At 68.9% G+C, this 21,644-nt stretch carries 20 protein-coding genes; 2 read left to right on the top strand and 18 right to left on the bottom strand.

The window, feature by feature from the left end; all coding sequences use genetic code 11:
• Nucleotides 1–20: 20 nt before the first annotated feature.
• From AB0M51_RS20530 to AB0M51_RS20450, 17 genes are all read right to left on the bottom strand, one after another.
• The gene (locus tag AB0M51_RS20530) at nt 21–1,043 is read right to left on the bottom strand and encodes a polyprenyl synthetase family protein (RefSeq protein WP_363749731.1); all 1,023 of its coding nucleotides are present in this window, start codon (nt 1,041–1,043) and stop codon (nt 21–23) included.
• The gene (gene nuoN / locus AB0M51_RS20525; protein ID WP_344197923.1) at nt 1,040–2,620 is read right to left on the bottom strand and encodes an NADH-quinone oxidoreductase subunit NuoN; all 1,581 of its coding nucleotides are present in this window, start codon (nt 2,618–2,620) and stop codon (nt 1,040–1,042) included. The genes AB0M51_RS20530 and nuoN overlap by 4 nt, the downstream gene beginning before the upstream one ends.
• 5 nt (nt 2,621–2,625) lie before the next feature.
• On the bottom strand, nt 2,626–4,149 hold the full coding sequence (locus AB0M51_RS20520; RefSeq protein WP_344197763.1) for an NADH-quinone oxidoreductase subunit M: 1,524 nt from the start codon (nt 4,147–4,149) through the stop codon (nt 2,626–2,628).
• Nucleotides 4,146–6,014: an NADH-quinone oxidoreductase subunit L gene (gene nuoL / locus AB0M51_RS20515; protein ID WP_344197761.1), complete on the bottom strand. Its 1,869-nt coding sequence runs from the start codon at nt 6,012–6,014 to the stop codon at nt 4,146–4,148. The genes AB0M51_RS20520 and nuoL overlap by 4 nt, the downstream gene beginning before the upstream one ends.
• 11 nt (nt 6,015–6,025) lie before the next feature.
• Complete coding sequence (nuoK, locus tag AB0M51_RS20510; protein WP_130384807.1) at nt 6,026–6,325, bottom strand: NADH-quinone oxidoreductase subunit NuoK; 300 nt, start codon at nt 6,323–6,325, stop codon at nt 6,026–6,028.
• A complete protein-coding gene (locus AB0M51_RS20505; RefSeq protein ID WP_344197759.1) occupies nt 6,322–7,161 on the bottom strand; it encodes an NADH-quinone oxidoreductase subunit J in 840 nt (279 codons plus the stop codon). Before AB0M51_RS20505 ends, nuoK begins: the two co-directional genes overlap by 4 nt.
• On the bottom strand, nt 7,158–7,706 hold the full coding sequence (gene nuoI / locus AB0M51_RS20500) for an NADH-quinone oxidoreductase subunit NuoI (protein ID WP_344197757.1): 549 nt from the start codon (nt 7,704–7,706) through the stop codon (nt 7,158–7,160). The genes AB0M51_RS20505 and nuoI overlap by 4 nt, the downstream gene beginning before the upstream one ends.
• Nucleotides 7,699–9,006 (bottom strand): NADH-quinone oxidoreductase subunit NuoH, encoded by a 1,308-nt coding sequence (nuoH, locus tag AB0M51_RS20495; RefSeq protein WP_344197755.1) that lies wholly within the window; start codon nt 9,004–9,006, stop codon nt 7,699–7,701. Before nuoH ends, nuoI begins: the two co-directional genes overlap by 8 nt.
• Nucleotides 9,003–11,432, bottom strand: coding sequence for an NADH-quinone oxidoreductase subunit G (locus AB0M51_RS20490; RefSeq protein ID WP_344197753.1), 2,430 nt, complete (start codon nt 11,430–11,432; stop codon nt 9,003–9,005). Before AB0M51_RS20490 ends, nuoH begins: the two co-directional genes overlap by 4 nt.
• Nucleotides 11,429–12,736, bottom strand: a complete 1,308-nt coding sequence (nuoF, locus tag AB0M51_RS20485) for an NADH-quinone oxidoreductase subunit NuoF (RefSeq protein ID WP_344197751.1) — start codon at nt 12,734–12,736, stop codon at nt 11,429–11,431. The genes AB0M51_RS20490 and nuoF overlap by 4 nt, the downstream gene beginning before the upstream one ends.
• Nucleotides 12,737–12,738: 2 nt before the next feature.
• Nucleotides 12,739–13,458, bottom strand: a complete 720-nt coding sequence (gene nuoE / locus AB0M51_RS20480; RefSeq protein ID WP_344197749.1) for an NADH-quinone oxidoreductase subunit NuoE — start codon at nt 13,456–13,458, stop codon at nt 12,739–12,741.
• Entirely contained in the window at nt 13,459–14,796 is a 1,338-nt protein-coding gene (locus AB0M51_RS20475) for an NADH-quinone oxidoreductase subunit D (protein WP_344197747.1), read from the bottom strand.
• Complete coding sequence (locus AB0M51_RS20470) at nt 14,796–15,503, bottom strand: NADH-quinone oxidoreductase subunit C (RefSeq protein WP_344197745.1); 708 nt, start codon at nt 15,501–15,503, stop codon at nt 14,796–14,798. The genes AB0M51_RS20475 and AB0M51_RS20470 overlap by 1 nt, the downstream gene beginning before the upstream one ends.
• Nucleotides 15,500–16,054 (bottom strand): NADH-quinone oxidoreductase subunit B, encoded by a 555-nt coding sequence (locus AB0M51_RS20465; RefSeq protein ID WP_131286677.1) that lies wholly within the window; start codon nt 16,052–16,054, stop codon nt 15,500–15,502. The genes AB0M51_RS20470 and AB0M51_RS20465 overlap by 4 nt, the downstream gene beginning before the upstream one ends.
• 1 nt (nt 16,055) lies before the next feature.
• Entirely contained in the window at nt 16,056–16,415 is a 360-nt protein-coding gene (locus AB0M51_RS20460) for an NADH-quinone oxidoreductase subunit A (RefSeq protein ID WP_344197743.1), read from the bottom strand.
• Between the two features lie 102 nt (nt 16,416–16,517).
• On the bottom strand, nt 16,518–17,831 hold the full coding sequence (locus AB0M51_RS20455) for a geranylgeranyl reductase family protein (RefSeq protein ID WP_344197741.1): 1,314 nt from the start codon (nt 17,829–17,831) through the stop codon (nt 16,518–16,520).
• A gap of 154 nt (nt 17,832–17,985) precedes the next feature.
• Nucleotides 17,986–18,684 carry a demethylmenaquinone methyltransferase gene (locus AB0M51_RS20450; RefSeq protein ID WP_344197739.1) on the bottom strand — a complete coding sequence of 233 codons (699 nt, stop codon included), beginning with the start codon at nt 18,682–18,684 and terminating at the stop codon, nt 17,986–17,988.
• Between the two features lie 224 nt (nt 18,685–18,908).
• Here AB0M51_RS20450 and AB0M51_RS20445 point away from each other — a divergent pair, with 224 nt between their 5' ends.
• Nucleotides 18,909–20,189 carry an isochorismate synthase gene (locus tag AB0M51_RS20445; RefSeq protein ID WP_344197738.1) on the top strand — a complete coding sequence of 427 codons (1,281 nt, stop codon included), beginning with the start codon at nt 18,909–18,911 and terminating at the stop codon, nt 20,187–20,189.
• A 1-nt stretch (nt 20,190) separates the two neighbouring features.
• Entirely contained in the window at nt 20,191–20,808 is a 618-nt protein-coding gene (locus AB0M51_RS20440) for an MBL fold metallo-hydrolase (RefSeq protein WP_344197736.1), read from the top strand.
• Here the strand turns inward: AB0M51_RS20440 and AB0M51_RS20435 are convergent.
• Nucleotides 20,801–21,631, bottom strand: a complete 831-nt coding sequence (locus AB0M51_RS20435) for a GNAT family N-acetyltransferase (protein ID WP_344197733.1) — start codon at nt 21,629–21,631, stop codon at nt 20,801–20,803. The genes AB0M51_RS20440 and AB0M51_RS20435 overlap by 8 nt on opposite strands.
• Nucleotides 21,632–21,644: the final 13 nt, after the last annotated feature.

Below are 21,644 nucleotides of genomic sequence, written 5' to 3'. Positions count from 1 at the left end.
TGCAGCTCGAGCTCATCCCCTCAGGCGGAGCGGGTGACGACCAGGTCGCAGAGGGCGTCGAGGGCGTCGCGGGCGGGGCCCTCGGGGAGGGTGGTGAGGAGTTTGCGGGCGTCGGCGGCGCGGCGGCGGACGTCGTCCTCGGCCTGGCGGAACGACGGGTGCGCGCGGAGCAGGTCCAGCGTCTCCGTGAGGCGGTCGTCGTCGGACAGGTCCGAGTCGAGCAGTTCGAGGAGCCGGGCGTCGGCCGGGTTCTCCGGGTCGGCCTGGGCGCGGAAGATCAGCACCGGCAGGGTCGGCACGCCCTCGCGCAGATCGGTGCCCGGGGTCTTGCCGGACTGGTCGGACTCCGAGGCGATGTCGAGGATGTCGTCCGCGAGCTGGAAGGCCATGCCGATCTCCTCGGCGAAGGTCTGCAGCGCCTCCTGGATCTCCACCGAGGCGCCGGCGAACCGGGCGCCGAACAGCACCGACGTGGCGAACAGCGAGCCGGTCTTGTCGGAGATCACCGACAGGTAGTGCTTGAGCGGGTCCTGGCCTTCGCCGACCCCGAGCGTCTCCCGGATCTGCCCCTCGACCAGCCGGCCGAAGGTGCGTGCCTGGATCCGGACCGCCTCCGGGCCGAGGTCCGCGACCAGGTCGGAGGCCCGGGCGAACAACCAGTCGCCGGACAGGATCGCGATCGAGTTGTCCCAGCGGGCGTTCGCGGTCGCCGAGCCGCGGCGCAGCGCCGCCTCGTCCATCACGTCGTCGTGGTGCAGCGTCGCGACGTGCGTCAGCTCGACGACCGCCGCGGCCTTCACCACCTCGGCCGCGGCCGGGTCCGGGCCGAACTCGGCCGCCATCAGCACCAGCAGCGGCCGGAACCGCTTGCCGCCGACGAACATGACGTTCTGGGCGGCGGCGGTGACGAACGGCGCCTCGGACTGGCTGGCGTCACGCAGTACCTGCTCGACGGCCTCCAGCCCAGCGCGAACCCGGGACTCGAGGCCTGAGTCGGCAAACTCGAGTCCCAGGCTCTCGGCCGGCAGCGGGGTCGGACTCAACGGATGAACTCACCAGCTCGGGCCGCCAGGTCGAGCACCGGTCCGGGAACCAGACCGAGCACCACCGTGGCGGCGAGACCCAGCGCCACCGCCGACGTGGTCTGCCAGCCCGGCAGTGCCACGTCCGGCGCGTCGGCCGGCAGGTCGGAGAAGAACATCAGCACGATCACCCGGATGTAGAAGAACGCGGCGACCAGGCTGGACAGCACCGCGACCACGACCAGCGGCCAGGCGCCGCCGGTCCAGGCCGCGCTGAAGACCGCCCACTTGCCGGTGAAGCCCGCGGTCAGCGGGATGCCGGCGAAGGACAGCAGGAAGAACGCGAAGATGCCGGCCAGCAGCGGCGACTTCTTGCCCAGGCCGGCCCAGCGGGACAGGTGCGTCGCCTCGCCGCCCGCGTCCCGGACCAGCGTGACGACCGCGAACGCGCCGATCGTCGGGAAGCCGTACGAGACCAGGTAGAACAGCACCGCCTGGGTCGAGGTGATCCCGTTGTGCACGCCGTTGCCCGCCTGCGCGAGGCCGACGAACGCGGTCAGCAGGAAGCCCGCGTGCGCGATCGACGAGTACGCCAGCATCCGCTTCACGTCGGTCTGGGTGATCGCGACGATCGAACCGACCACCATGGTGAGGATCGCGACGATCCACATCATCGGCGCCCAGTCCCAGCGCGTTCCGCCGAGTGCGACGTAGAAGACCCGCATCAGGCCGACGAAAGCGGCGATCTTGGTGCAGGCCGCCATGAAACCGGTGACCGGCGTCGGAGCGCCCTGGTACACGTCCGGCGTCCAGGAGTGGAACGGTACGCCGCCGACCTTGAACAGCAGGCCGACACCCAGCAGACCGGTACCGGCCAGCAGGATCGTGTCGCCGCCGGTCTGGGTACCCAGCGCGTCCGCGATCCCGCCGAGCGACATGGTGCCGGCGTACCCGTAGAGCAGCGCGATACCGAACAGCAGGAACGCCGACGAGAACGCACCGAGCAGGAAGTACTTCATCGCGGCTTCTTGCGAGATCAGCCGGCGACGGCGCGCCAGGCCGCAGAGCAGGTACAGCGGCAGCGAGAAGACCTCGAGCGCGACGAACAGGATCAGCAGGTCGTTCGAGGCCGCGAACAGCATCATGCCGCCGGCCGCGAACAGCGTCAGTGGGAAGATCTCGGTGTGCTCGACGCGGGCCGCCGTGCCCTCCCGCTCGGCCTCCGAGCCCGGGACCGCGGCCGCCTGGCCGGCGAACGCCGACAGGCCGCCGTCGATCGACCGCTCGGCGAACAGCAGCACGCTGATCAGCGTCAGCGCCAGCAGGATGATCCAGGTGAACAGCGCCGGGCCGTCGATCGCGATCGCGCCCTGGGCGGCGACCAGTTCCTTGCCCTTGTGCATCTCGATGCCGGTCAGTACGCCGGCCGCGACCACGGCGACCACCGTGATCGCCAACTGCACCAGGTGCCGCAGCGGTCGCGGCAGGAACGCCTCGACCAGGACGCCGACGGCAGCCGCACCGAAGACGACGAACAGCGGAGCCAGTTCGCCGTACTCGATGCTGGGCTTCGTGAAGTCCGCCAGCGGCAGCAACATCGCGGTCACTTCTGTCCCTCCGTCACGGGGATCTGCGGTGCCTTGTCGGTCACGCCCACCCGCTGCATGGTCGAGTCGACCGCGGGCTTGATGATGTCGACGATCGGCTTCGGGAAGATGCCCAGCCCGATGATCAGGATCACGAGCGGTGCGATCGCCAGCACCTCACGCGGGTTCAGGTCCTTCAGCTTCTCGATCCCGTCGCGGACCGGACCGGTCATCGTGCGTTGGTACATCAGCAGGATGTACAGCGCGGCCAGCACGATCCCGAGCACCGCGATCACCGCGATCACCTTGTGCCGGCTGAACGTCCCGGCCAGCACCATGAACTCGGAGATGAACGGCGACAGGCCGGGCAGCGCCAGGCTGGACAGGCCGGCGAACAGGAAGGTTCCGGCCAGTACCGGCGCGACCTTCTCGACACCGCCGTAGTCGGCGATCCGGGCGGACCCACGCCGGGAGATCAGGTACCCGGCGACCAGGAACAGCGCCGCGGTGGAGAGACCGTGGTTGAACATGTACAGCGTCGACCCGGTCAGGCCCTGCGACGTCAGCGCGAAGATGCCCATCACGATGAAGCCGAAGTGCGAGATCGACGTGTACGCGATCAGCCGCTTGATGTCGGTCTGCCCGATCGCCAGCAGGGCGCCGTACAGGACCGAGATCAGGGCCAGCACCAGGATCACCGGAGTGGCCCACTGGGACGCGTTCGGGAACAGGCCCAGGCAGAACCGGATCATCCCGAAGGTGCCGATCTTGTCCAGGATGCCGACCAGCAGCACCGACGTACCCGGCGTCGCCTCACCGGCCGCGTCCGGCAGCCAGGTGTGGAACGGCACCATCGGCGCCTTCACCGCGAACGCGAAGAAGAACCCGAGGAACAGCCAGCGCTCGGTGTTCTGGCTGATGTCCAGCTTCACCATGTCGGCCAGCAGGTACGACGGGGCGCCGTGCTTCGCCGAGACGACGTACAGGCCGACGACCGACGCCAGCATCAGCAGACCGCCGAGCAGCGAGTAGAGCAGGAACTTCACCGCGGCGTACGAACGCTGCGGGCCGCCGAAGCCGCCGATCAGGAAGTACATCGGAATCAGCGTGGCCTCGAACAGCACGTAGAAGAGGAACACGTCGGTGGCGGAGAAGACGCCGATCGACAGTGCCTCCAGGCCGAGGATCCAGGCGAAGAACGACTTCTCCGACCAGCGGCCGTGTGCGGCGTCGTTCCAGGACGCGATGATCACGATCGGCGACAGCAGCGCGGTCAGCACCACCATGACGATGCCGAGACCGTCGAGGCCGAGCGCGTAGTGCGCGCCGAACGCCTTGATCCAGGTGTGCGTCTCGGCGTAGTCCGCGGCGCCGTTGCGGTGGTACCCGATCGCGACGATCACGGTCAGTACCAGCGTCACGAGCGAGAACCCGAGCGCGACCTGCTTGGCCGTCAGCGCCTTCGCCTTCGGCACCAGCATCGTCGCGATGGCCCCGACGAACGGCAGGAGCAGTAACAGGGTCAGCCAACCGATGTTCACGACAACCTCACCGCGAGGAGGGCGACGACCACGAATGCGGCGCCGAAGACCATGCTGAGTGCGTACGAACGGACGAAGCCCGTCTGGAACCGGCGGAGCCGGCCGGACAGTCCGCCGAACAGTGCGGCCAGCCCGTTCACCAGGCCGTCGACGCCCCGGTTGTCGAGCCAGACCAGCGTCCGGGTCAGGTACTGCCCGGGACGCATGAAGAGCGCCTCGTTGAGCGCGTCGCCGAACAGGTCACGGCGCGCGAACGTGGTGACCGGGGAACCGGCCGGTGCCTCCCGCGGGATGTCCCGGCGGTACATCAGCACCGCGATCGCGATGCCCACCGCGACGACCGCGAGCGTGATGATCGTCATCACCGTCGCGTTCAGCGGCGGGTGTGCCTCCTCGTGGCCGACGATCGGCTCGAGCCAGTTCACGATCCAGTGCCCGACGAAGTACAGCGCACCGCCGCCGAGCGAGAGCGCGGCCAGGATGATCAGCGGCCACGTCATCACCTTCGGCGACTCGTGCGGATGCACGTCGTCCGCCCAGCGCTTCTTGCCGAAGAACGTCATCAGCATCACCCGCGACATGTAGAACGCGGTGATGCCGGCACCGAGCAGGGCACACAGGCCGATCACCGTGTTGTCCGCGAACGCGGCCTCGATGATCTTGTCCTTGCTGAAGAAGCCGGCCCACGGCGGGATGCCGAGGATCGCCAGGTAACCGAACGCGAACGTCACGAAGGTGATCTTCATCGGCGTCCGCAGCGCACCGTAGTGCCGCATGTTCACGTCGTCGTTCATGCCGTGCATCACCGAGCCGGCACCGAGGAACATGTTGGCCTTGAAGAAGCCGTGCGTGAGCAGGTGGAAGATCGCGAACACGTACCCGACCGGGCCGAGGCCGGCGGCGAGCATCATGTAGCCGATCTGGCTCATCGTCGAACCGGCGAGCGCCTTCTTGATGTCGTCCTTGGCGCAACCGATGATCGCACCCGCGAGCGCGGTGACCGTACCGACGATCACCACCGCGGTCGACGCCGCGTCGGTGACCGCGTAGATCGCGTGCGAGCGGACCACCAGGTAGACGCCGGCGGTGACCATGGTCGCCGCGTGGATCAGCGCCGACACCGGGGTCGGGCCCTCCATCGCGTCCAGCAGCCAGGACTGCAGCGGCACCTGCGCGGACTTGCCGCAGGCGGCGAGCAGCAGCATCAGGCCGAGCAGCGTGGCCCAGGTCTTGGACAGGTGCCCGGCACCGGCGTTCACCGAGGCGAAGGCCGACGAGCCGAACAGCGCCCACATGCTCATCACCGCGAGCGAGAGGCCGATGTCACCGACCCGGTTCACCACGAAGGCCTTCTTGGCGGCGACCGCAGCCGAGTTCTTGTGCTGCCAGAAGCCGATCAGCAGGTACGACGCCAGACCGACGCCCTCCCAGCCGACGAAGACCAGCAGGTAGTCGGCGGCCAGCACCAGCAGCAGCATCGAGGCGATGAACAGGTTCAGGTACCCGAAGAACCGGCGCCGCCGCGGGTCGTGCTCCATGTAGCCGATCGAGTAGATGTGGATCAGCGAACCCACACCGGTGATCAGCAGCACGAACAGGATCGACAGCGGGTCGATCAGCAGCGTGAAGTCGACCTTGATGTGGCCGACCGAGAACCACTCGAACAGCCGCACCGTCTCGGACCGGTCCTCGCCGGACCTGCCACGCATCTGGAAGAACAGCACGACGCCGAAGGCGAACGAGATCACCGGCGCCAGCGTGCCCAGCAGGTGACCCCACGCGTTGGTGGCCTTGCCACCGAGCAGCAGGATCGCCGCGGACAGTGCCGGTACCGCGACCAGCAGCCACGTCAGCTCATGACTCATCGGTTGCTACCTCAGTACTTGAGCAGGTTGGCGTCGTCGACCGAGGCCGAACGACGGGTGCGGAAGATGGCCATGATGATGGCCAGCCCGATAACCACCTCGGCCGCGGCCACCACCATCACGAAGAAGGCGGCGATCTGGCCGTCGAGGTTGCCGTGCTGGCGGGCGAAGCTGACGAACGCGAGGTTGGTCGCGTTCAGCATCAGCTCGACACACATGAAGACGACGATCGCGTTCCGCCGGACCAGCACGCCGAGCGCACCGATACTGAACAGGATCGCGGCGAGCACGATATACGGCTCGGTGGTCACTTCTTGTCCTCCTGTCCGACGAATCCGGTCGTGTCGGTGCTCTCCGCCTCGGACGGGTACGCCTCGCCGAGGTCGAGTTCGCGGACCTCTTCGACGTCCGCCCGCTCCTCGGCTTCGGGGAACACGGTGCCACGTGCCTGCAGCACACGCGAAACCGAGGTCGGTGCGATCGACCCGTCCGGCAGCAGCGCCGGGGTGTCGACGGCGTTGTGCCGGGCGAGCACACCGGGAGTCGGCAGCGGGCCGGGGTGGATGCCCTGCTCCGCGTACTTGCGGATCCGCTCCTCGGCGTGGTCGCGCTGCGTCTTCTTCTTGGTCAGCCGCTCGCGGTGCGCCAGCATCATCGCGCCCATCGCCGCGGTGATCAGCAGCGCCGAGGTGACCTCGAACGCGAACACGTACTTGCCGAACAGCAGCTGCGCGATGCCCTTCGGGTTGCCGTCCGGCTGCGCGTCGGCGAGGCCGGTCGGGTGCCCGTAGATCGCGTTGCCGACCGCGGCGATCAGCAGGACGCCGAAGGCCAGGAAGGCGATCCCGGCGAGCAGCCGCTGACCGCGGATGGTCTCGACCAGCGAGTCCGACGCGTCGACGCCGACCAGCATCAGCACGAACAGGAACAGCATCAGGATCGCGCCGGTGTAGACGATGATCTGGACGGCGAACAGGAACGGTGCGTCCTGCGCGGCGTACTGCACCGCGAGGCAGATCATCACGGTCGCCAGCAGCAGCGCCGAGTGCACCGCCTTCCGGACCAGCACCATGCCGATCGCGGCCAGGATCATGACCGGGGCCAGCAGCCAGAACGCGACCTGCGGGCCGGTGACGAGACCGATCACTTCGCGTCACTCCCCTCGGCCTTGGTCGCGGCACCGGTGAGACCGAGGTAGTAGTCCTTCTCGGTCTTGCCGAGCTGCATCTCGTGCGGCGGCTCCTGCATGCCCGGGAGCAGCGGCGCCAGCAGGTCCTTCTTCTCGTAGATGAGGGACTCGCGGCTGCTGTCGGCCAGCTCGTACTCGTTGGTCATCGTGAGCGCCCGGGTCGGGCACGCCTCGATGCACAGCCCGCAGAGGATGCAGCGCAGGTAGTTGATCTGGTACACCCGGCCGTACCGCTCGCCCGGCGAGAACCGGTCACCCTCGGTGTTCGAGGCGCCCTCGACGTAGATCGCGTCCGCGGGGCAGGCCCACGCGCACAGCTCGCAGCCGACGCACTTCTCCAGCCCGTCCGGCCAGCGGTTCAGCTGGTGCCGGCCGTGGAACCGGGGTGCGGTGGGCTTCTTCTCGAACGGGTACTGCTCGGTGAACACCTTCCGGAACATCGTCCGGAAGGTGACGCCGAAACCGGCTACCGGGTCCCAGAGGGACTCTTTGACACTAGCCACGGCTGCCTTCCTTGCTCTGGCTGTGGGTGTTGACGGCCATTGGTGGTGGCACCGGGAAGCCGCCCGCGAAGGCGTCGAAGTCCTTGCCGTCGGCCACCTCCGCCTTCTCGGGCTTGGGCTTGGCCGGGACGAACATGCTGACGATCGCGATCACCAGCACGATCGCGGCGGCGACCAGCAGCGTGGTCCGGCTGAAGTTCGTCTCCCGGCCGACCGCGCGGACGGTGGCGACCAGCAGGATCCAGACCAGCGAGACCGGGATCAGGATCTTCCAGCCGAGCTTCATGAACTGGTCGTAGCGCAGTCGCGGCAGCGTTCCGCGCAGCCAGATGTAGAAGAAGATGAAGCACATCAGCTTGCCCATGAACCACAGCACCGGCCAGTAGCCCGAGTTCGCGCCGTCCCAGATCGAGATCGGCCACGGGGCCCGCCAGCCGCCGAGGAACAGCGTGGTGGCCAGCGCCGACACGGTCGCCATGTTGATGTACTCGGCGAGGAAGAACATCGCGTACTTGATCGAGGAGTACTCGGTCAGGAAGCCCGCGACCAGCTCGCCCTCGGCCTCCGGGAGGTCGAACGGCGCCCGGTTGGTCTCGCCGACCATCGAGATCACGTAGATCACGAACGACGGGAACAGCAGGAACCCGTACCACCCGGGCAGCGGGATCGACGCCCCGAACCAGTGCACGGTCTGGTGCCCCTGCGCGGCCACGATCTCCGAGGTGGACAGCGAGCCGGCGAACAGGAACACCGTGACCAGCGCCAGGCCCATCGCGACCTCGTACGAGATCATCTGGGCGCTGGAGCGCAGACCGCCGAGCAGCGAGTACGTCGAGTTCGACGACCAGCCGCCGAGCACGATGCCGTAGATGCCGATCGAGGCGACCGCCATCACGTACAGCACCGAGACCGGCAGGTCGGTGAGCTGCAGCCGGGTGTAGGTGTCGGTCCAGGGGATCCGCACCGTCGGCCCGAACGGGATCACCGCGAAGGTGAGGAAGGCCGGGATCGCGACGATCGCGGGCGCCAGGATGAAGACGACCTTGTCGACGCCCTTGGGCATCAGGTCTTCCTTCAGCATCAGCTTGACGCCGTCGGCCAGCGACTGCAGCAGACCCGCGGGTCCGTGCACGTTCGGGCCGATCCGGTGCTGCATCCGCGCAACGACCCGGCGTTCCCACCAGATGTTGAACAGCGTCAGCACGACGAGGAAGACGAAGATGAAGAGGACCTTGATCAGGATGACCCACCACGGGTCGTGCCCGACCCCCGCGTCAGGTACCGCGAGCGGGATGTTCATGCGTTCCCTCCGGCGATCGTCACGATCGAGCCATGGTCAGCGTGCAACGACCGGCGGACGTGGGAGTCGGCCGAGTTCGTCGGCAGCCAGACCACGTTGTCGGTCATCGGGGTGATCACCACCGGCAGCCGGATGCTCCCGGCGTCGGTGCTCACCGCCAACTCGTCCCCGTCGGCGACACCGATCCGGTGTGCGGTGGTGAGCGAGATCCGGGCGACCGGCTTGCGCGCGGTCGCGGTCAGGTGCGGTTCGCCGTCGCAGGCCCGGCTGTCGTCGATCAGCATCCGCCAGGTCGCGAGCCGGGTGGAGTCGAACGCGCCGAGCGCCGGACCGGCCTGGTACGTCGGCTCCTGCGCGCGCTCGCCGTCCCAGCGGCCGAGCTCGTCGAACTCCTGCTTCGCACCCTCAGGGGTGCTGAAGCCGAGCGGCGTGCCCATCTCCTGTGCGAGCGCGGCGAGCGCCCGGGTGTCCGGCATCGCGGCCGGCACCTTGAGCACCACCGGGAACGGCCGCTCACGGCCCTCCCAGTTCACGAAGGTGCCGGACTTCTCGACCGTCGGCACGACCGGGAAGACCACGTCGGCGTACTCCGTGACCTGCGAGTTGCGGACCTCGAAGCTGACCACGAACGGCGCCGCCTCGAGCGCGGCCAGCGCCGCGGCCGGGTCGGGCAGGTCGTCGATCTCGACACCCGCGACGACCAGTGCCTGCAGGGATCCCGCGTTGGCGATGATCTCGGTCAGGTCCTTGCCGTTCTCGGCGGGCAGGTTCTCGACGCCCCACGCGGCCTGCATGTCGACCCGCGCCTGCGGGTCGGCGACCAGCCGGCCGCCGGGCAGCAGGCCCGGCAGGCAGCCCGCCTCGAGCGCGGCCCGGTCACCCGCACGCCGCGGGATCCAGGCCAGCTGCGCACCGGTGTCGAGCGCCAGCCGCAGCGCGGCCGAGTACCCGCCCGGCGCGCTCGCCAGCCGCTCGCCGACGACGATGATCGAGTCCGCGCCGAGCGCGCCCCGGGCAGCCGCCCCGGCCTCACCGGCGTTGCCGAGGTCCGCGAGTACGGCGGCCTCGGTGCCGGGCGACGCGGGGACGACGACGCCGCCGAGCTTCTCCACACCGCGCGACGCGTACGCCGCGACCGTGAACACCTTGGTGCCGTGCGTCTTCACGCCCTTGCGGACCCGCAGGAACACCGACGGCGCTTCCTCTTCCGGCTCGAACCCGGCGAACAGCACCGTGTCGGCCTTCTCCAGGTCCGCGAACGTCGTACCGAGACCGGTGCCGGCCACCGCGGCGGCCAGGAAGTCGGCCTCCTCCGCGGAGTGCGGCCGGGCCCGGAAGTCGATGTCGTTGGTGCCGAGCGCGACCCGGGCGAACTTCGAGTACGCGTAGGCGTCCTCGACGGTCAGCCGGCCGCCGGTCAGCACCGCCGCGCTGCCGTGCGCCGCGGTCAGCTTCGCCGCGGCGAAGGTCAGCGCCTCCGGCCAGGAGGCCGGCCGCAGCTCGCCGTCCTCGCGGATCAGCGGGTGCGTCAGCCGGTCGCCGGTGCTCGCGTACTGGAACGCGAACCGGTCCTTGTCGGAGATCCACTCCTCGTTGACCTGCGGGTCGTCGCCGGACAGCCGGCGCATCACCTTGCCGCGCCGGTAGTCGATCCGGATCGCCGCGCCGGACGAGTCGTGCTCGGCCACCGACGGCACCGACACCAGGTCGAACGGCCGGGAGCGGAAGCGGTACGCCGCACTCGTCAGCGCACCGACCGGGCAGATCTGGATGGTGTTGCCGGAGAAGTAGCTCTCGAAGGGCTCCTTCTCGTAGATGCCGACCTGCTGCAGCGCTCCGCGCTCGATCAGCGCGATGAACGGGTCACCGGCGATCTGCTCGGAGAACCGGGTGCAGCGCGCACACAGGATGCAGCGCTCGCGGTCCAGCAGCACCTCGGCCGAGATGTTGATCGGCTTCGGGTAGGTCCGCTTCACCTCGGTGAACCGGGACTCACCGGCGCCGTTGCTCATCGCCTGGTTCTGCAGCGGGCACTCGCCGCCCTTGTCGCAGACCGGGCAGTCCAGCGGGTGGTTGATGAGCAGGAACTCCATCTGCCCGTGCTGCGCCTTGTCGGCGACGGGTGAGGAAACCTGGGTCCGGACCACCATGCCGTCGGCAACCGCGATCGTGCAGGAGGCCTGCGGCTTGGGCATGCCCCGGCCGTTACCGGCATCGGTGATCTCGACCAAGCACTGCCGGCAGGCGCCGACCGGGTCCAGCAGCGGATGGTCGCAGAACCGCGGGATCTGGATCCCGATCTGCTCCGCGGCCCGGATCAGCATCGTGTTCTTCGGGACCTTGACCTCGATGTCGTCGATGGTCACGGTGACCAGGTCGGTCCGCTCCACCTCGGCACCGGCCGGTGGGTTCGCTTGGATCGTCATGCGCTAGCTCCAGCAGTCGCGAAGACAGTGCTTGCCATCGGGTCGAGCGGGCAGCCGCCGTGCTCGAAGTGCGCCAGGTACTCGTCCTTGAAGTGCTGGATCGAGCTGGTGATCGGCGCCGTGGCACCGTCACCGAGCGCACAGAAGGCCCGGCCGAGGATGTTCTCGGACAGGTCGAGCAGGGTGTCCAGGTCCTCCTCGGACCCCTTGCCGGCCTCGAGCCGCTCGAGGATCTGCACCAGCCACCAGGTGCCCTCGCGGCACGGGGTGCACTTGCCGCAGGACTCGTGCTTGTAGAACTCGGTCCAGCGCAGTACGGCGCGCACCACGCAGGTGGTCTCGTCGAAGATCTGCAGCGCCTTCGTACCGAGCATCGAGCCGACACCGCCGACGCCCTCGTAGTCCAGCGGTACGTCGAGGTGCTCCGCGGTCAGCAGCGGCGTCGACGAACCGCCCGGCGTCCAGAACTTCAGCTGGTGGCCCGCACGGACCCCGCCGGCCATGTCCAGCAGCTCGCGCAGCGTGATGCCGAGCGGCGCCTCGTACTGCCCAGGGCGGGTGACGTGCCCGGACAGCGAGTACAGCGTCATGCCCTTGGACTTCTCGGTGCCCATCGAGCCGAACCAGTCCGCACCGTTCTTGATGATCACGGGAACGGATGCGATCGACTCGACGTTGTTGATGACAGTGGGGCACCCGTACAGACCGGCGACGGCCGGGAAGGGAGGACGCAGCCGAGGTTGACCGCGACGTCCTTCCAGCGAGTCCAGCAGCGCCGTCTCCTCGCCGCAGATGTAGGCGCCGGCGCCGGCGTGCACGATGACGTCCAGGTCGTAGCCGCTGCCGAGGATGTCCGTGCCGATGTAGCCGGCGTCCTTGGCCTCCTGGACCGCCTGCTGCAGCCGGCGGATCACGTGCAGCACTTCACCGCGCACGTAGATGAAGGCCGCCGAGGCGCGGATCGCGTAGGACGCGATGATGACGCCCTCGACCAGCGTGTGCGGCGAGGCCATCATCAGCGGGATGTCCTTGCAGGTGCCCGGCTCGGACTCGTCCGCGTTCACCACCAGGTACTTCGGCTTCGGGTTGTCCTGCGGGATGAACGACCACTTCATCCCGGTCGGGAAGCCCGCGCCGCCGCGGCCGCGCAGACCGGAGTCCTTGACCGTGGCGACGACGTCCGCCGGCTGCATCGCGAGCGCCTTGCGCAGCGCGTCGTACCCGCCGGTGCGCTGGTACGACGCCAGCTGCCAGGCGTTGATCTGGTCCCAGTTGTCGGACAGGACCGGAGTCAGCGTGGTCATCGTCAGCCCTCCTTCGGGGTCTCGGAGCCGTTCGGGGCCGACCAGTTGCGCTCGCGGGCCAGCCGGAGGCCGGCCAGCGTGGCCTTGCCGCCGGTCGGGCCTTCGTCGGCGCGGCCGTCCGGGAAGCCGGCCAGCACGCGCTCGGCCTCACGCCAGGTGCAGATCGTGGCACCGCGCGGCGACTTCACCTCGGTGCCGGCCCGCAGGTCGTCGACCAGCTGGGTGGCGGTCTCCGGCGTCATGTCGTCGAAGAACTCCCAGTTGACCATCATCACCGGCGCGTAGTCGCAGGCCGCGTTGCACTCGAGGTGCTCGAGGGTGACCTTGCCGTCCTCGGTGGTCTCGTCGTTGCCGACGTCGAGGTGCTGCTTCAGCCGCTCGAAGATCAGGTCGCCGCCCATCACCGCGCACAGCGTGTTCGTGCAGACGCCGACGTGGTAGTCGCCGACCGGACGGCGCTTGTACATCGTGTAGAAGGTGGCCACCGCGGACACCTCGGCGCCGGTCAGCCCGAGCAGGTCGGCACAGGCCTCGATGCCCTCCGGGGTGACCCGGCCCTCGACCGACTGCACCAGGTGCAGCATCGGCAGCAGCGCCGACCGGGCCTCGGGATACCGGGCCGCGATCTCGCGCAACTCCGCGATCGTGGTCTCGGTGATCTTCGAGTCGCCCGTGCTGTACGGCACGGTCTTGTCGGTAGCAGTCGTGTGGTTCTCGGCCATTTAGCGGTCCACTCCACCCATCACCGGGTCAAGGCTGGCGACGGCGACGATCACGTCGGCGACCTGGCCGCCCTCGCACATGATCGGCATCGCCTGCAGGTTTGCGAAGGACGGGTCACGGAAGTGCACCCGGAACGGCTTGGTGCCGCCGTCGGAGACGACGTGCGCACCCATCTCGCCACGCGGCGACTCGATCGCCACGTAGGCCTGGCCGGCCGGGACCCGGAAGCCCTCGGTGACCAGCTTGAAGTGGTGGATCAGGGCTTCCATCGACTCGCCCATGATGTGCTTGATGTGGTCGAGCGAGTTGCCCATCCCGTCGGCGCCGACCGCCAGCTGGCTCGGCCAGCCGATCTTCTTGTCGGCGACCATCACCGGCTGGCCGTCCATCTTCTCCAGCCGGTCGGCGCACTGCTCGACGATCTTCAGCGACTCGTGCATCTCCTGCAGCCGGACCCGGAAGCGGCCGTAGGCGTCGGAGCTGTCCCAGGTCGGTACGTCGAAGTCGTACGTCTCGTACCCGCAGTACGGCTGGGTCTTGCGCAGGTCCATCGCGTACCCGGTGGAACGCACCGTCGGGCCGGAGATACCGAGCGCCATGCAGCCGGCCAGGTCCAGGTAGCCGACGTTCTGCAGCCGGGCCTTGAAGATCGGGTTCGCGTTGCAGAGCTCGGCGTACTCGCCCAGGTGCTTGTTCATCCAGGTGATGTACTCCCGGATGTTGTCCAGCGCACCCGGCGGCAGGTCCTGCGCGACGCCGCCCGGCCGGATGAACGCGTGGTTCATCCGCAGCCCGGTGATCAGCTCGAACAGGTCCAGGGTCTTCTCGCGCTCGCGGAAGCCGATCGTCATCACGGTCAGCGCACCGATCTCCATACCGCCGGTGGCGATACAGACCAGGTGGCTGCTGATCCGGTTGAGCTCCATCAGCAGCACGCGCATGACGTTCGCCTTCTCCGGGATCTGGTCCTCGATCCCGAGCAGGCGCTCGACCGACAGGCAGTACGCCGCCTCGTTGTAGAACGGCGACAGGTAGTCCATCCGGGTGCAGAACGTGACGCCCTGCGTCCAGGAGCGGAACTCCATGTTCTTCTCGATACCGGTGTGCAGGTAGCCGATGCCGCACCGGGCCTCGGTCACGTTCTCACCGTCGAGCTCCAGGATCAGCCGCAGTACGCCGTGCGTGGACGGGTGCTGCGGGCCCATGTTGACGACGACGCGCTCTTCCGGCTCCTCGCCGAGGCCGGAGACCACCGAGTCCCAGTCCTGGCCGGTGACGGTGAAGACCTTGCCCTCGGTGGTGTCCCGGGTCGTCGCGTACGGGTCTGTAGTGGTCATCAGTTGTACGACCTCCGCGTGTCGGGCGGCGGGATGACGGCGCCCTTGTACTCGACGTCGATACCGCCGAGCGGGTAGTCCTTGCGCTGCGGGTGTCCCGGCCAGTCGTCGGGCATCAGGACCCGGGTCAGCGCCGGGTGCCCGTCGAAGACGATGCCGAACATGTCCCAGGTCTCCCGCTCGTGCCAGTCGTTGGCCGGGTAGACCGAGACGATCGACGGGATGTGCGGGTCGCTGTCGGGCGCCGCCACCTCCAGCCGGATCCGGCGGTTGTGGGTGATCGACAGGAAGTGGTAGACGGCGTGCAGCTCGCGGCCGGTCTCGTGCGGGTAGTGCACCCCGCTGACGCCGGAGCAGAACTCGAACCGCAGCGCCTCGTCGTCCCGCAGCTGCTGACACACCTCGACGATGTGCTCGCGCTTGATGTGCAGGGTCAGCTCGCCGCGGTCGACGACGACCTTCTCGATCGCGCCCGCGGTGGTCAGGCCCTCGAGCCGGTCCACCGCGCCGTCGAACCAGGAGCCGTACGGCCGCGGGGTGGCCCCGGGCAGCGCGACCTGGCGCTTGAGGCCGCCGAAGCCGGAGGTGTCACCGGTACCGCGGACACCGAACATGCCCTCGCGCTGGTCGATCACCTCGGCCTGCGGCGTCTGCGCGTCGCTCGCCGCCGAGGTCGCCGGAAGGTTCTCCGGCTGGGAGTCGCTCATCGCAGCAGACCCTTCATCTCGATCGTCGGCGCGGCGGTCAGGGCCGCGGCCTCCTGCTCGGTCTGCAGCGCCTTCTTGTGCGCGCCGAGCTTCATGTGCTGGATCTGGTCGTGGATCTTCAGGAACGCGTCCAGCAGCATCTCCGGCCGCGGCGGGCAGCCCGGCAGGTACATGTCGACCGGGACCACGTGGTCCACGCCCTGCACGATCGCGTAGTTGTTGAACATGCCGCCCGAGGAGGCGCAGACGCCCATCGCCAGCACCCACTTCGGGCCGGGCATCTGGTCGTAGATCTGGCGCAGCACCGGGGCCATCTTCTGGCTCACCCGGCCGGCCACGATCATCAGGTCGGCCTGCCGCGGCGACGCCCGGAAGACCTCCATGCCGAACCGGGCCGCGTCGTACCGCGGCGCACCGGTGGTCATCATCTCGATCGCGCAGCAGGCCAGCCCGAAGGTTGCCGGCCACAACGAGGCCTTGCGCATGTAGCCGAGCAGTCCTTCGACCGTGCTCAGCAGGACGCCTGCCGGAAGCTGTTCCTCAAGACCCATGTCAGTCCCACTCCAGTCCGCCGCGACGCCACACGTAGGTGTAGGCGATGAAGACGGTGACGATGAAGATGACCATCTCGACCAGCCCGAACATCGCCATCTGGTCGAAGGCGACGGCCCAGGGGTAGAGGAAGATGATCTCGATGTCGAACACGATGAACAGCATCGCGGTGATGTAGTACTTCACCGGGAAGCGGCCGCCGCCGACCGGCTGCGGGGTCGGTTCGATGCCGCACTCGTACGAGTCCAGCCTGGCCCGGTTGTACCGCTTCGGGCCGACCAGCGCACTCACGGTGATGCTGCCCGCCACGAAGAGCAGCGCGAGCACACCAAGAGCAAGAATCGGTGTGTAGGGGTGCATCGCTGCGTGCTCCCTCCTTCAGCCGGTGGTCTGTCTGTGTCTTTGTCTGTCTGTGTCTGTTGTTATCAGTACCGCTGTGGCTCAGCTCACTCGCCCCGCCGCTCAGGCGGCGGGAGCCAGCTTGGTGAGCCCGTTGATGATCTTGTCCATGACGTCCCCGTCACGCGGGTCGGTGAGGTTGGCAAGCAACTTCAGGGTGAACTTCATCAGGGTGGTGCGCGGCAGACCGTACTTCGTGCAGAGCCGCATCACCTCCGGATTTCCGATCAGCTTCACGAAGATCCGGCCGAGCGTGTAGTAGCCGCCGTACTCCTGCTTGAGCGCCTTCGGGTACGCCGACAACGCGCGCTCGCGCTGGTTCGGCTGCCGGCGCAGGGCCTGGGCGGCGACCTCGGCGGCGAACGCCCCGGACTCCATCGCGTACGGGATGCCCTCGCCGTTGAACGGGTTGACCATGCCGCCGGCGTCGCCGAGCAGCATCAGGCCGCGGGTGTAGTGCGGCTGCCGGTTGAAGCCCATCGGCAGCGCCGCCCCGCGGATCGGGATGGTCTGGAACTCGTCGCGGAACTGCCACTCCTCCGGCGTGTTCTTCAGCCACGCCTTCAGCAGGTCGGCGTAGTCGACCTTGCCGAACGCCTCGGAGGTGTTCAGGATGCCGAGGCCGACGTTGACCGTGCCGTCGCCCATCCCGAAGATCCAGCCGTACCCGGGCAGCAGCACCTTCCCGCCCGGCTGCTTCGGGTCGTCGGCCCACAGCTCCAGCCAGGACTCCAGGTAGTCGTCGTCGGTCCGCGGGCTGGTGAAGTACGTCCGGACCGCCACACCCATCGGGCGGTCGTCGCGCTTGTGCAGGCCCATCGCGATGCTCAGCCGGGACGAGTTGCCGTCGGCCGCCATCACCAGCGGCGCCCGGAACTCGAGGTCGGCGCCGGCCCGGCGGCCGTTGTCGTCGACCGGCTTCGCGGTGACACCGACGATGTGCCCGCGGTCGTCGAGGATCGGGCCGCTGACGTTGGTCCGCTCGCGCAGCCGCGCCCCGGCCTTCACGGCCTGCCGGGCGAGCATGTCGTCGAAGTCCATCCGGTTCCGGGTCAGGCCGTAGTTCGGGTGGCTGGCCAGATCCGGCCAGTCGAGCTGCAACTGGTGTCCGGCGCCCTGGATCCGGAGGCCGTAGTTGCGGATCCAGCCGGCCTCTTCGGAGATGTCGATGCCCATGTTGATCAGCTGCTTGGTGCCGCGCGGGGTCAGCCCGTCACCGCACACCTTCTCCCGCGGGAACGCGGTCTTCTCCAGCAGCAGTACGTCGAGACCGGCGTTCGCCAGGTGGTACGCGGCTGCCGATCCGGCGGGTCCGGCACCGACGACGATCACATCGGCGGTCTCCGCCTGCTGCCCGCTCGGCACGCTCTGGCTCATCTCTCCGGCCTGGATGTTCTTGGGGGGCGTGTGCGCTCGTGAACGACTTCACGAGCACTCTTCACTCGACAGTCTAGGACTGCCTGACGTGGACACGAAACTCGCCCCAACCGCCTTGCGGGCAAGCCAATTTCGCATAATTTCCGTTGCGTAATTAACTGGGCTTGACGGCCCGGTGGATGGCGACCAGGCCGCCGGTCAGGTTGCGCCATTGCACGCGGGTCCAGCCGGCCTCCTCGATCGCCCGGGCCAGCGGCTCCTGCGGCAGCCAGGCGCGGGTCGACTCGGCCAGGTACTCGTACGCCTCGGGGTTCGTCGACACGACCTTCGCGACCGCGGGCACCGCGCGCATCATGTACTCCAGGTACACCACCCGGAACGGCTTCCAGGTCGGGTGCGACTGCTCGAGCACGACGAGCCGCCCGCCGGGCCGGGTGACCCGGAGCATCTCGCGGAGCGCCAGCGGTACGTCGTTCACGTTCCGCAGCGCCCAGGAGATCGTCACCACGTCGAAGGACTCGTCCGCGAACGGCAGCCGGAGCGCGTCCCCGGCGATCAGGTCCAGCTCGGGGTGCCGGCGCTTGCCGACCGTGAGCATGCCGACCGAGAAGTCGCAGGACACCACCTCGGCGCCGGACTCGCGCAGGTTGATGCTGGACGCGCCGGTGCCGGCCGCCAGGTCGAGGATCTTCAGCCCCTTCCGCGGCGCGATCTCGGCCAGCGTCGCGGGCCGCCAGTACAGCTTCTCCAGCCCCATCGTCGCGACCGCGTTGGTCCGGTCGTACCCCTCGGCCACGTTGTCGAACATGGCCGCCACGTCGTGCGGCTGTTTGCTCAGGTCTGCGCGGGTCACCTGTCTAGTGTCCTGCACCGTCATCCGTGCGCCAGCTCCGGTGTCCAGGTGGGTGCATCGCAAGGCGGAGGGCGGGGCTCGATGCGGGTTTCATCGTGCCCCGCCCTCCAACACAGCGAGGTGCCCACCTGGGCGCCGGAGATGGTGTGCGGAGGGCGGTGCAGGACGCGAGGTTCATCACGCGAGCACGGGGCCGAGGGACGGGAGGCATACTCTTGCATTTCGTGAGTGCATCTCCAGGTAGCCGTGCGGCCCTCGCGACCCGAGGCCCCGCACCGCAGTTGGTGGTTCGCAGTCAACCGGTGGACGGCGTGTCGGCGCACCTGCTCGACCATCTGCCGGACGACGGCGGGCTCGCGTGGGTACGGCGGGGCGACGGCCACGTCGGCTGGGGCGTCGCCGCCCGGCTGGACGTTGCCGGGAGCAACCGCTTCGAGGAGGCCGCGCGCTGGTGGCAGGAGCTGGTCGGGGCCGCGGTGGTCCGCGACGAGCTCGGCGTACCGGGCTCCGGGCTGGTCTGTTTCGGGTCCTTCGGCTTCACCGACCAGGACCCGGGCGAGCTGGTGGTCCCCGAGGTGATCGTCGGCCGCCGGGGCGGCAGCACCTGGGTGACGACGGTCTCGCCGGCCAGTTCGCTGGCCGCGCCGCCTGAGCTGCGGGTGCACGAGCCGTCGCCGGTGTACGACGTGACGTTCGCCGACGGCGCCCGGACCGGGACCGCCTGGTCGAGCATCGTCGCCGACGCGGTCCGCCGGATCACCGCGGGCGACCTGGACAAGGTGGTGCTGGCCCGCGACCTGATCGCGATCGCCGAGCAGCCGATCGACCTGCGCTGGCCGCTGCACCGGCTCGCGACCGCGTACCCGAACTGCTGGACGTTCTCCGTCGACGGCCTGATCGGCGCGACCCCCGAGCTGCTGGTCCGCCGGGAGAAGGGCCTGATCACGTCCCGGGTGCTGGCCGGGACGATCCGCCGTACCGGGGACGACGCGCACGACCTGGCACTGGCCGCGTCGCTGGCGCGGTCCTCGAAGGACCTCGAGGAGCACGAGTTCGCGGTCCGCTCGGTCGCCGACGCGCTCGAGCCGCACTGCTCGTCGATGAACGTCCCGGAGACGCCGTTCGTGCTGCACCTGCCGAACGTGATGCACCTGGCCACCGATGTCGCCGGCGTCGCGAACAACGGCGCCTCCGCGCTCGGCCTGGCCGCCGCGCTGCACCCGTCCGCGGCGGTCTGCGGTACGCCGACCCCGGTCGCGCGGGACCTGATCGGCGAGATCGAGGGCATGCAGCGCGGCCGGTTCAGCGGACCGGTCGGGTGGATGGACGCGGACGGCGACGGCGAGTGGTGCATCGCGCTGCGCTGCGGCCAGGCCGACCCGGAGGACCCCCGCCGGATGCGGCTGTTCGCCGGCGCCGGCATCGTCGCGGGGTCGAACCCGGACGCCGAACTGGCCGAGACGAACGCCAAGCTGGTACCGATGCGAGACGCTCTAGGAGATTGAGTTGAAGCTCACCAAGTTCGCACACGCCTGTGTCCGCCTGGAGAAGGACGGCAAGACGCTGCTGGTCGACCCGGGGTCGTTCAGTGAGGACGCCGTCTTCGAGAAGGCCGACGCGATCCTGGTCACGCACGAGCACCAGGACCACCTGGACGTCGACCGGGTCGCCGCGCTCGACGTACCGGTCTACACGAACGCGGGGGTCGCGGCACAGCTGACCGCGCTGGGCGACCGGGTGCACGTGGTCGCGGACGGACAGTCGTTCGAGGCGGCCGGGTTCTCGGTCAGTGCCTACGGCAAGGACCACGCGGTGATCCTGCCCGAGTGGGGCGTGCCGTGCGAGAACGTCGGCTTCCTGATCGACGACGCCGTCTACCACCCGGGCGACTCGTTCACCCAGCCCGACCGTGCCGTCCACACGAACCTGGTGCCGATCTCCGGCCCGTGGTTCGCCCTGCCGCCGGCTGTCGACTACGCCCGCACGGTGAAGTCGCAGCAGCTCGTCGGCATCCACGACGGCCTGCTCAGCCCGATCGGCCTGAGCATGTTCTCCCGGTTCCTCAACACCGACGAACGCCCCTACCTCGGCCTCGCCCCGGGCGAGTCGACCGAGATCAGCTGAACTCGACGTCGACGAAATCTGCCACCGGGCGGTAGCCCGCCTGGTGGTAGATCTTGTTGGACGTCGGGTTGGCCAGGTCCGTGTAGAGGCAGGCCTGGTTGCCGGCGGCAAGGATGTTGGCGGTGACGTGGCTGGTGAGGGCGCCGGCGTAGCCGTGCCGGCGGTGCTCCGGTGGGGTGTAGACCGGACCCACGCGGCAGACGCCGTACAGCGGCAGGCGGTGGCCGGCCATGCTGACCGGTTCGCCGTTCGCCTCCCAGATCCACAGCGTGTGCTCCGCGAGCCGCCGCTCGGCCCACTCGTGGTTGTCGGTCCCGACCTGGTCGGCGATCTCGGCGGCGAAGCCCTCGCCCCAGGCGGCGACCAGGTCGAGGTCGTCGGCCCGCATCGGGCGCGGGCCACCTTCCGCCGTGAGCGGCGTGAGCTCGACCAGCTTGTGCAGCCGGGTGCCGCGCGTCTCGGTCGCCGCGCCGCCGCGAAGCTCGCACCAGCGCCGTCCGAACCGGTGCGCCGCCGGCCGGTCACCCGCGACACCCTGCAACCGCGGTAGAACGTCGGCATACGCGTCGGCGATCGGCTCCGCGAGGTCCTCGCGTAGCGCACCGACGTACACCCCGCGCCCCGGCGTCCGCATCGCGACGCCGACGACGTCCGGGGCGTGCACGGACACGAAGTACGACGGCTCGTCCTCGGACTGCGCCGTACCGCTCGCGCGCTCGTGGACGTTGCTCATGATGATCGTGTGCAGCACCGGATCCTGTTGCAGGAAAGGGAAGACGGCCTGCTCGAAAGCCTGCGGATCGCTCGTCACCCGGACATCCATGCAGCGGAGCGTA

The sequence above is a fragment of the Kribbella sp. NPDC051137 genome (assembly GCF_040682535.1).
In the GTDB taxonomy this organism is placed as follows: domain Bacteria; phylum Actinomycetota; class Actinomycetes; order Propionibacteriales; family Kribbellaceae; genus Kribbella; species Kribbella karoonensis.
Note: the sequence above shows the minus strand (reverse complement) of the source record. Positions and strands in the feature narration are given on the sequence as shown.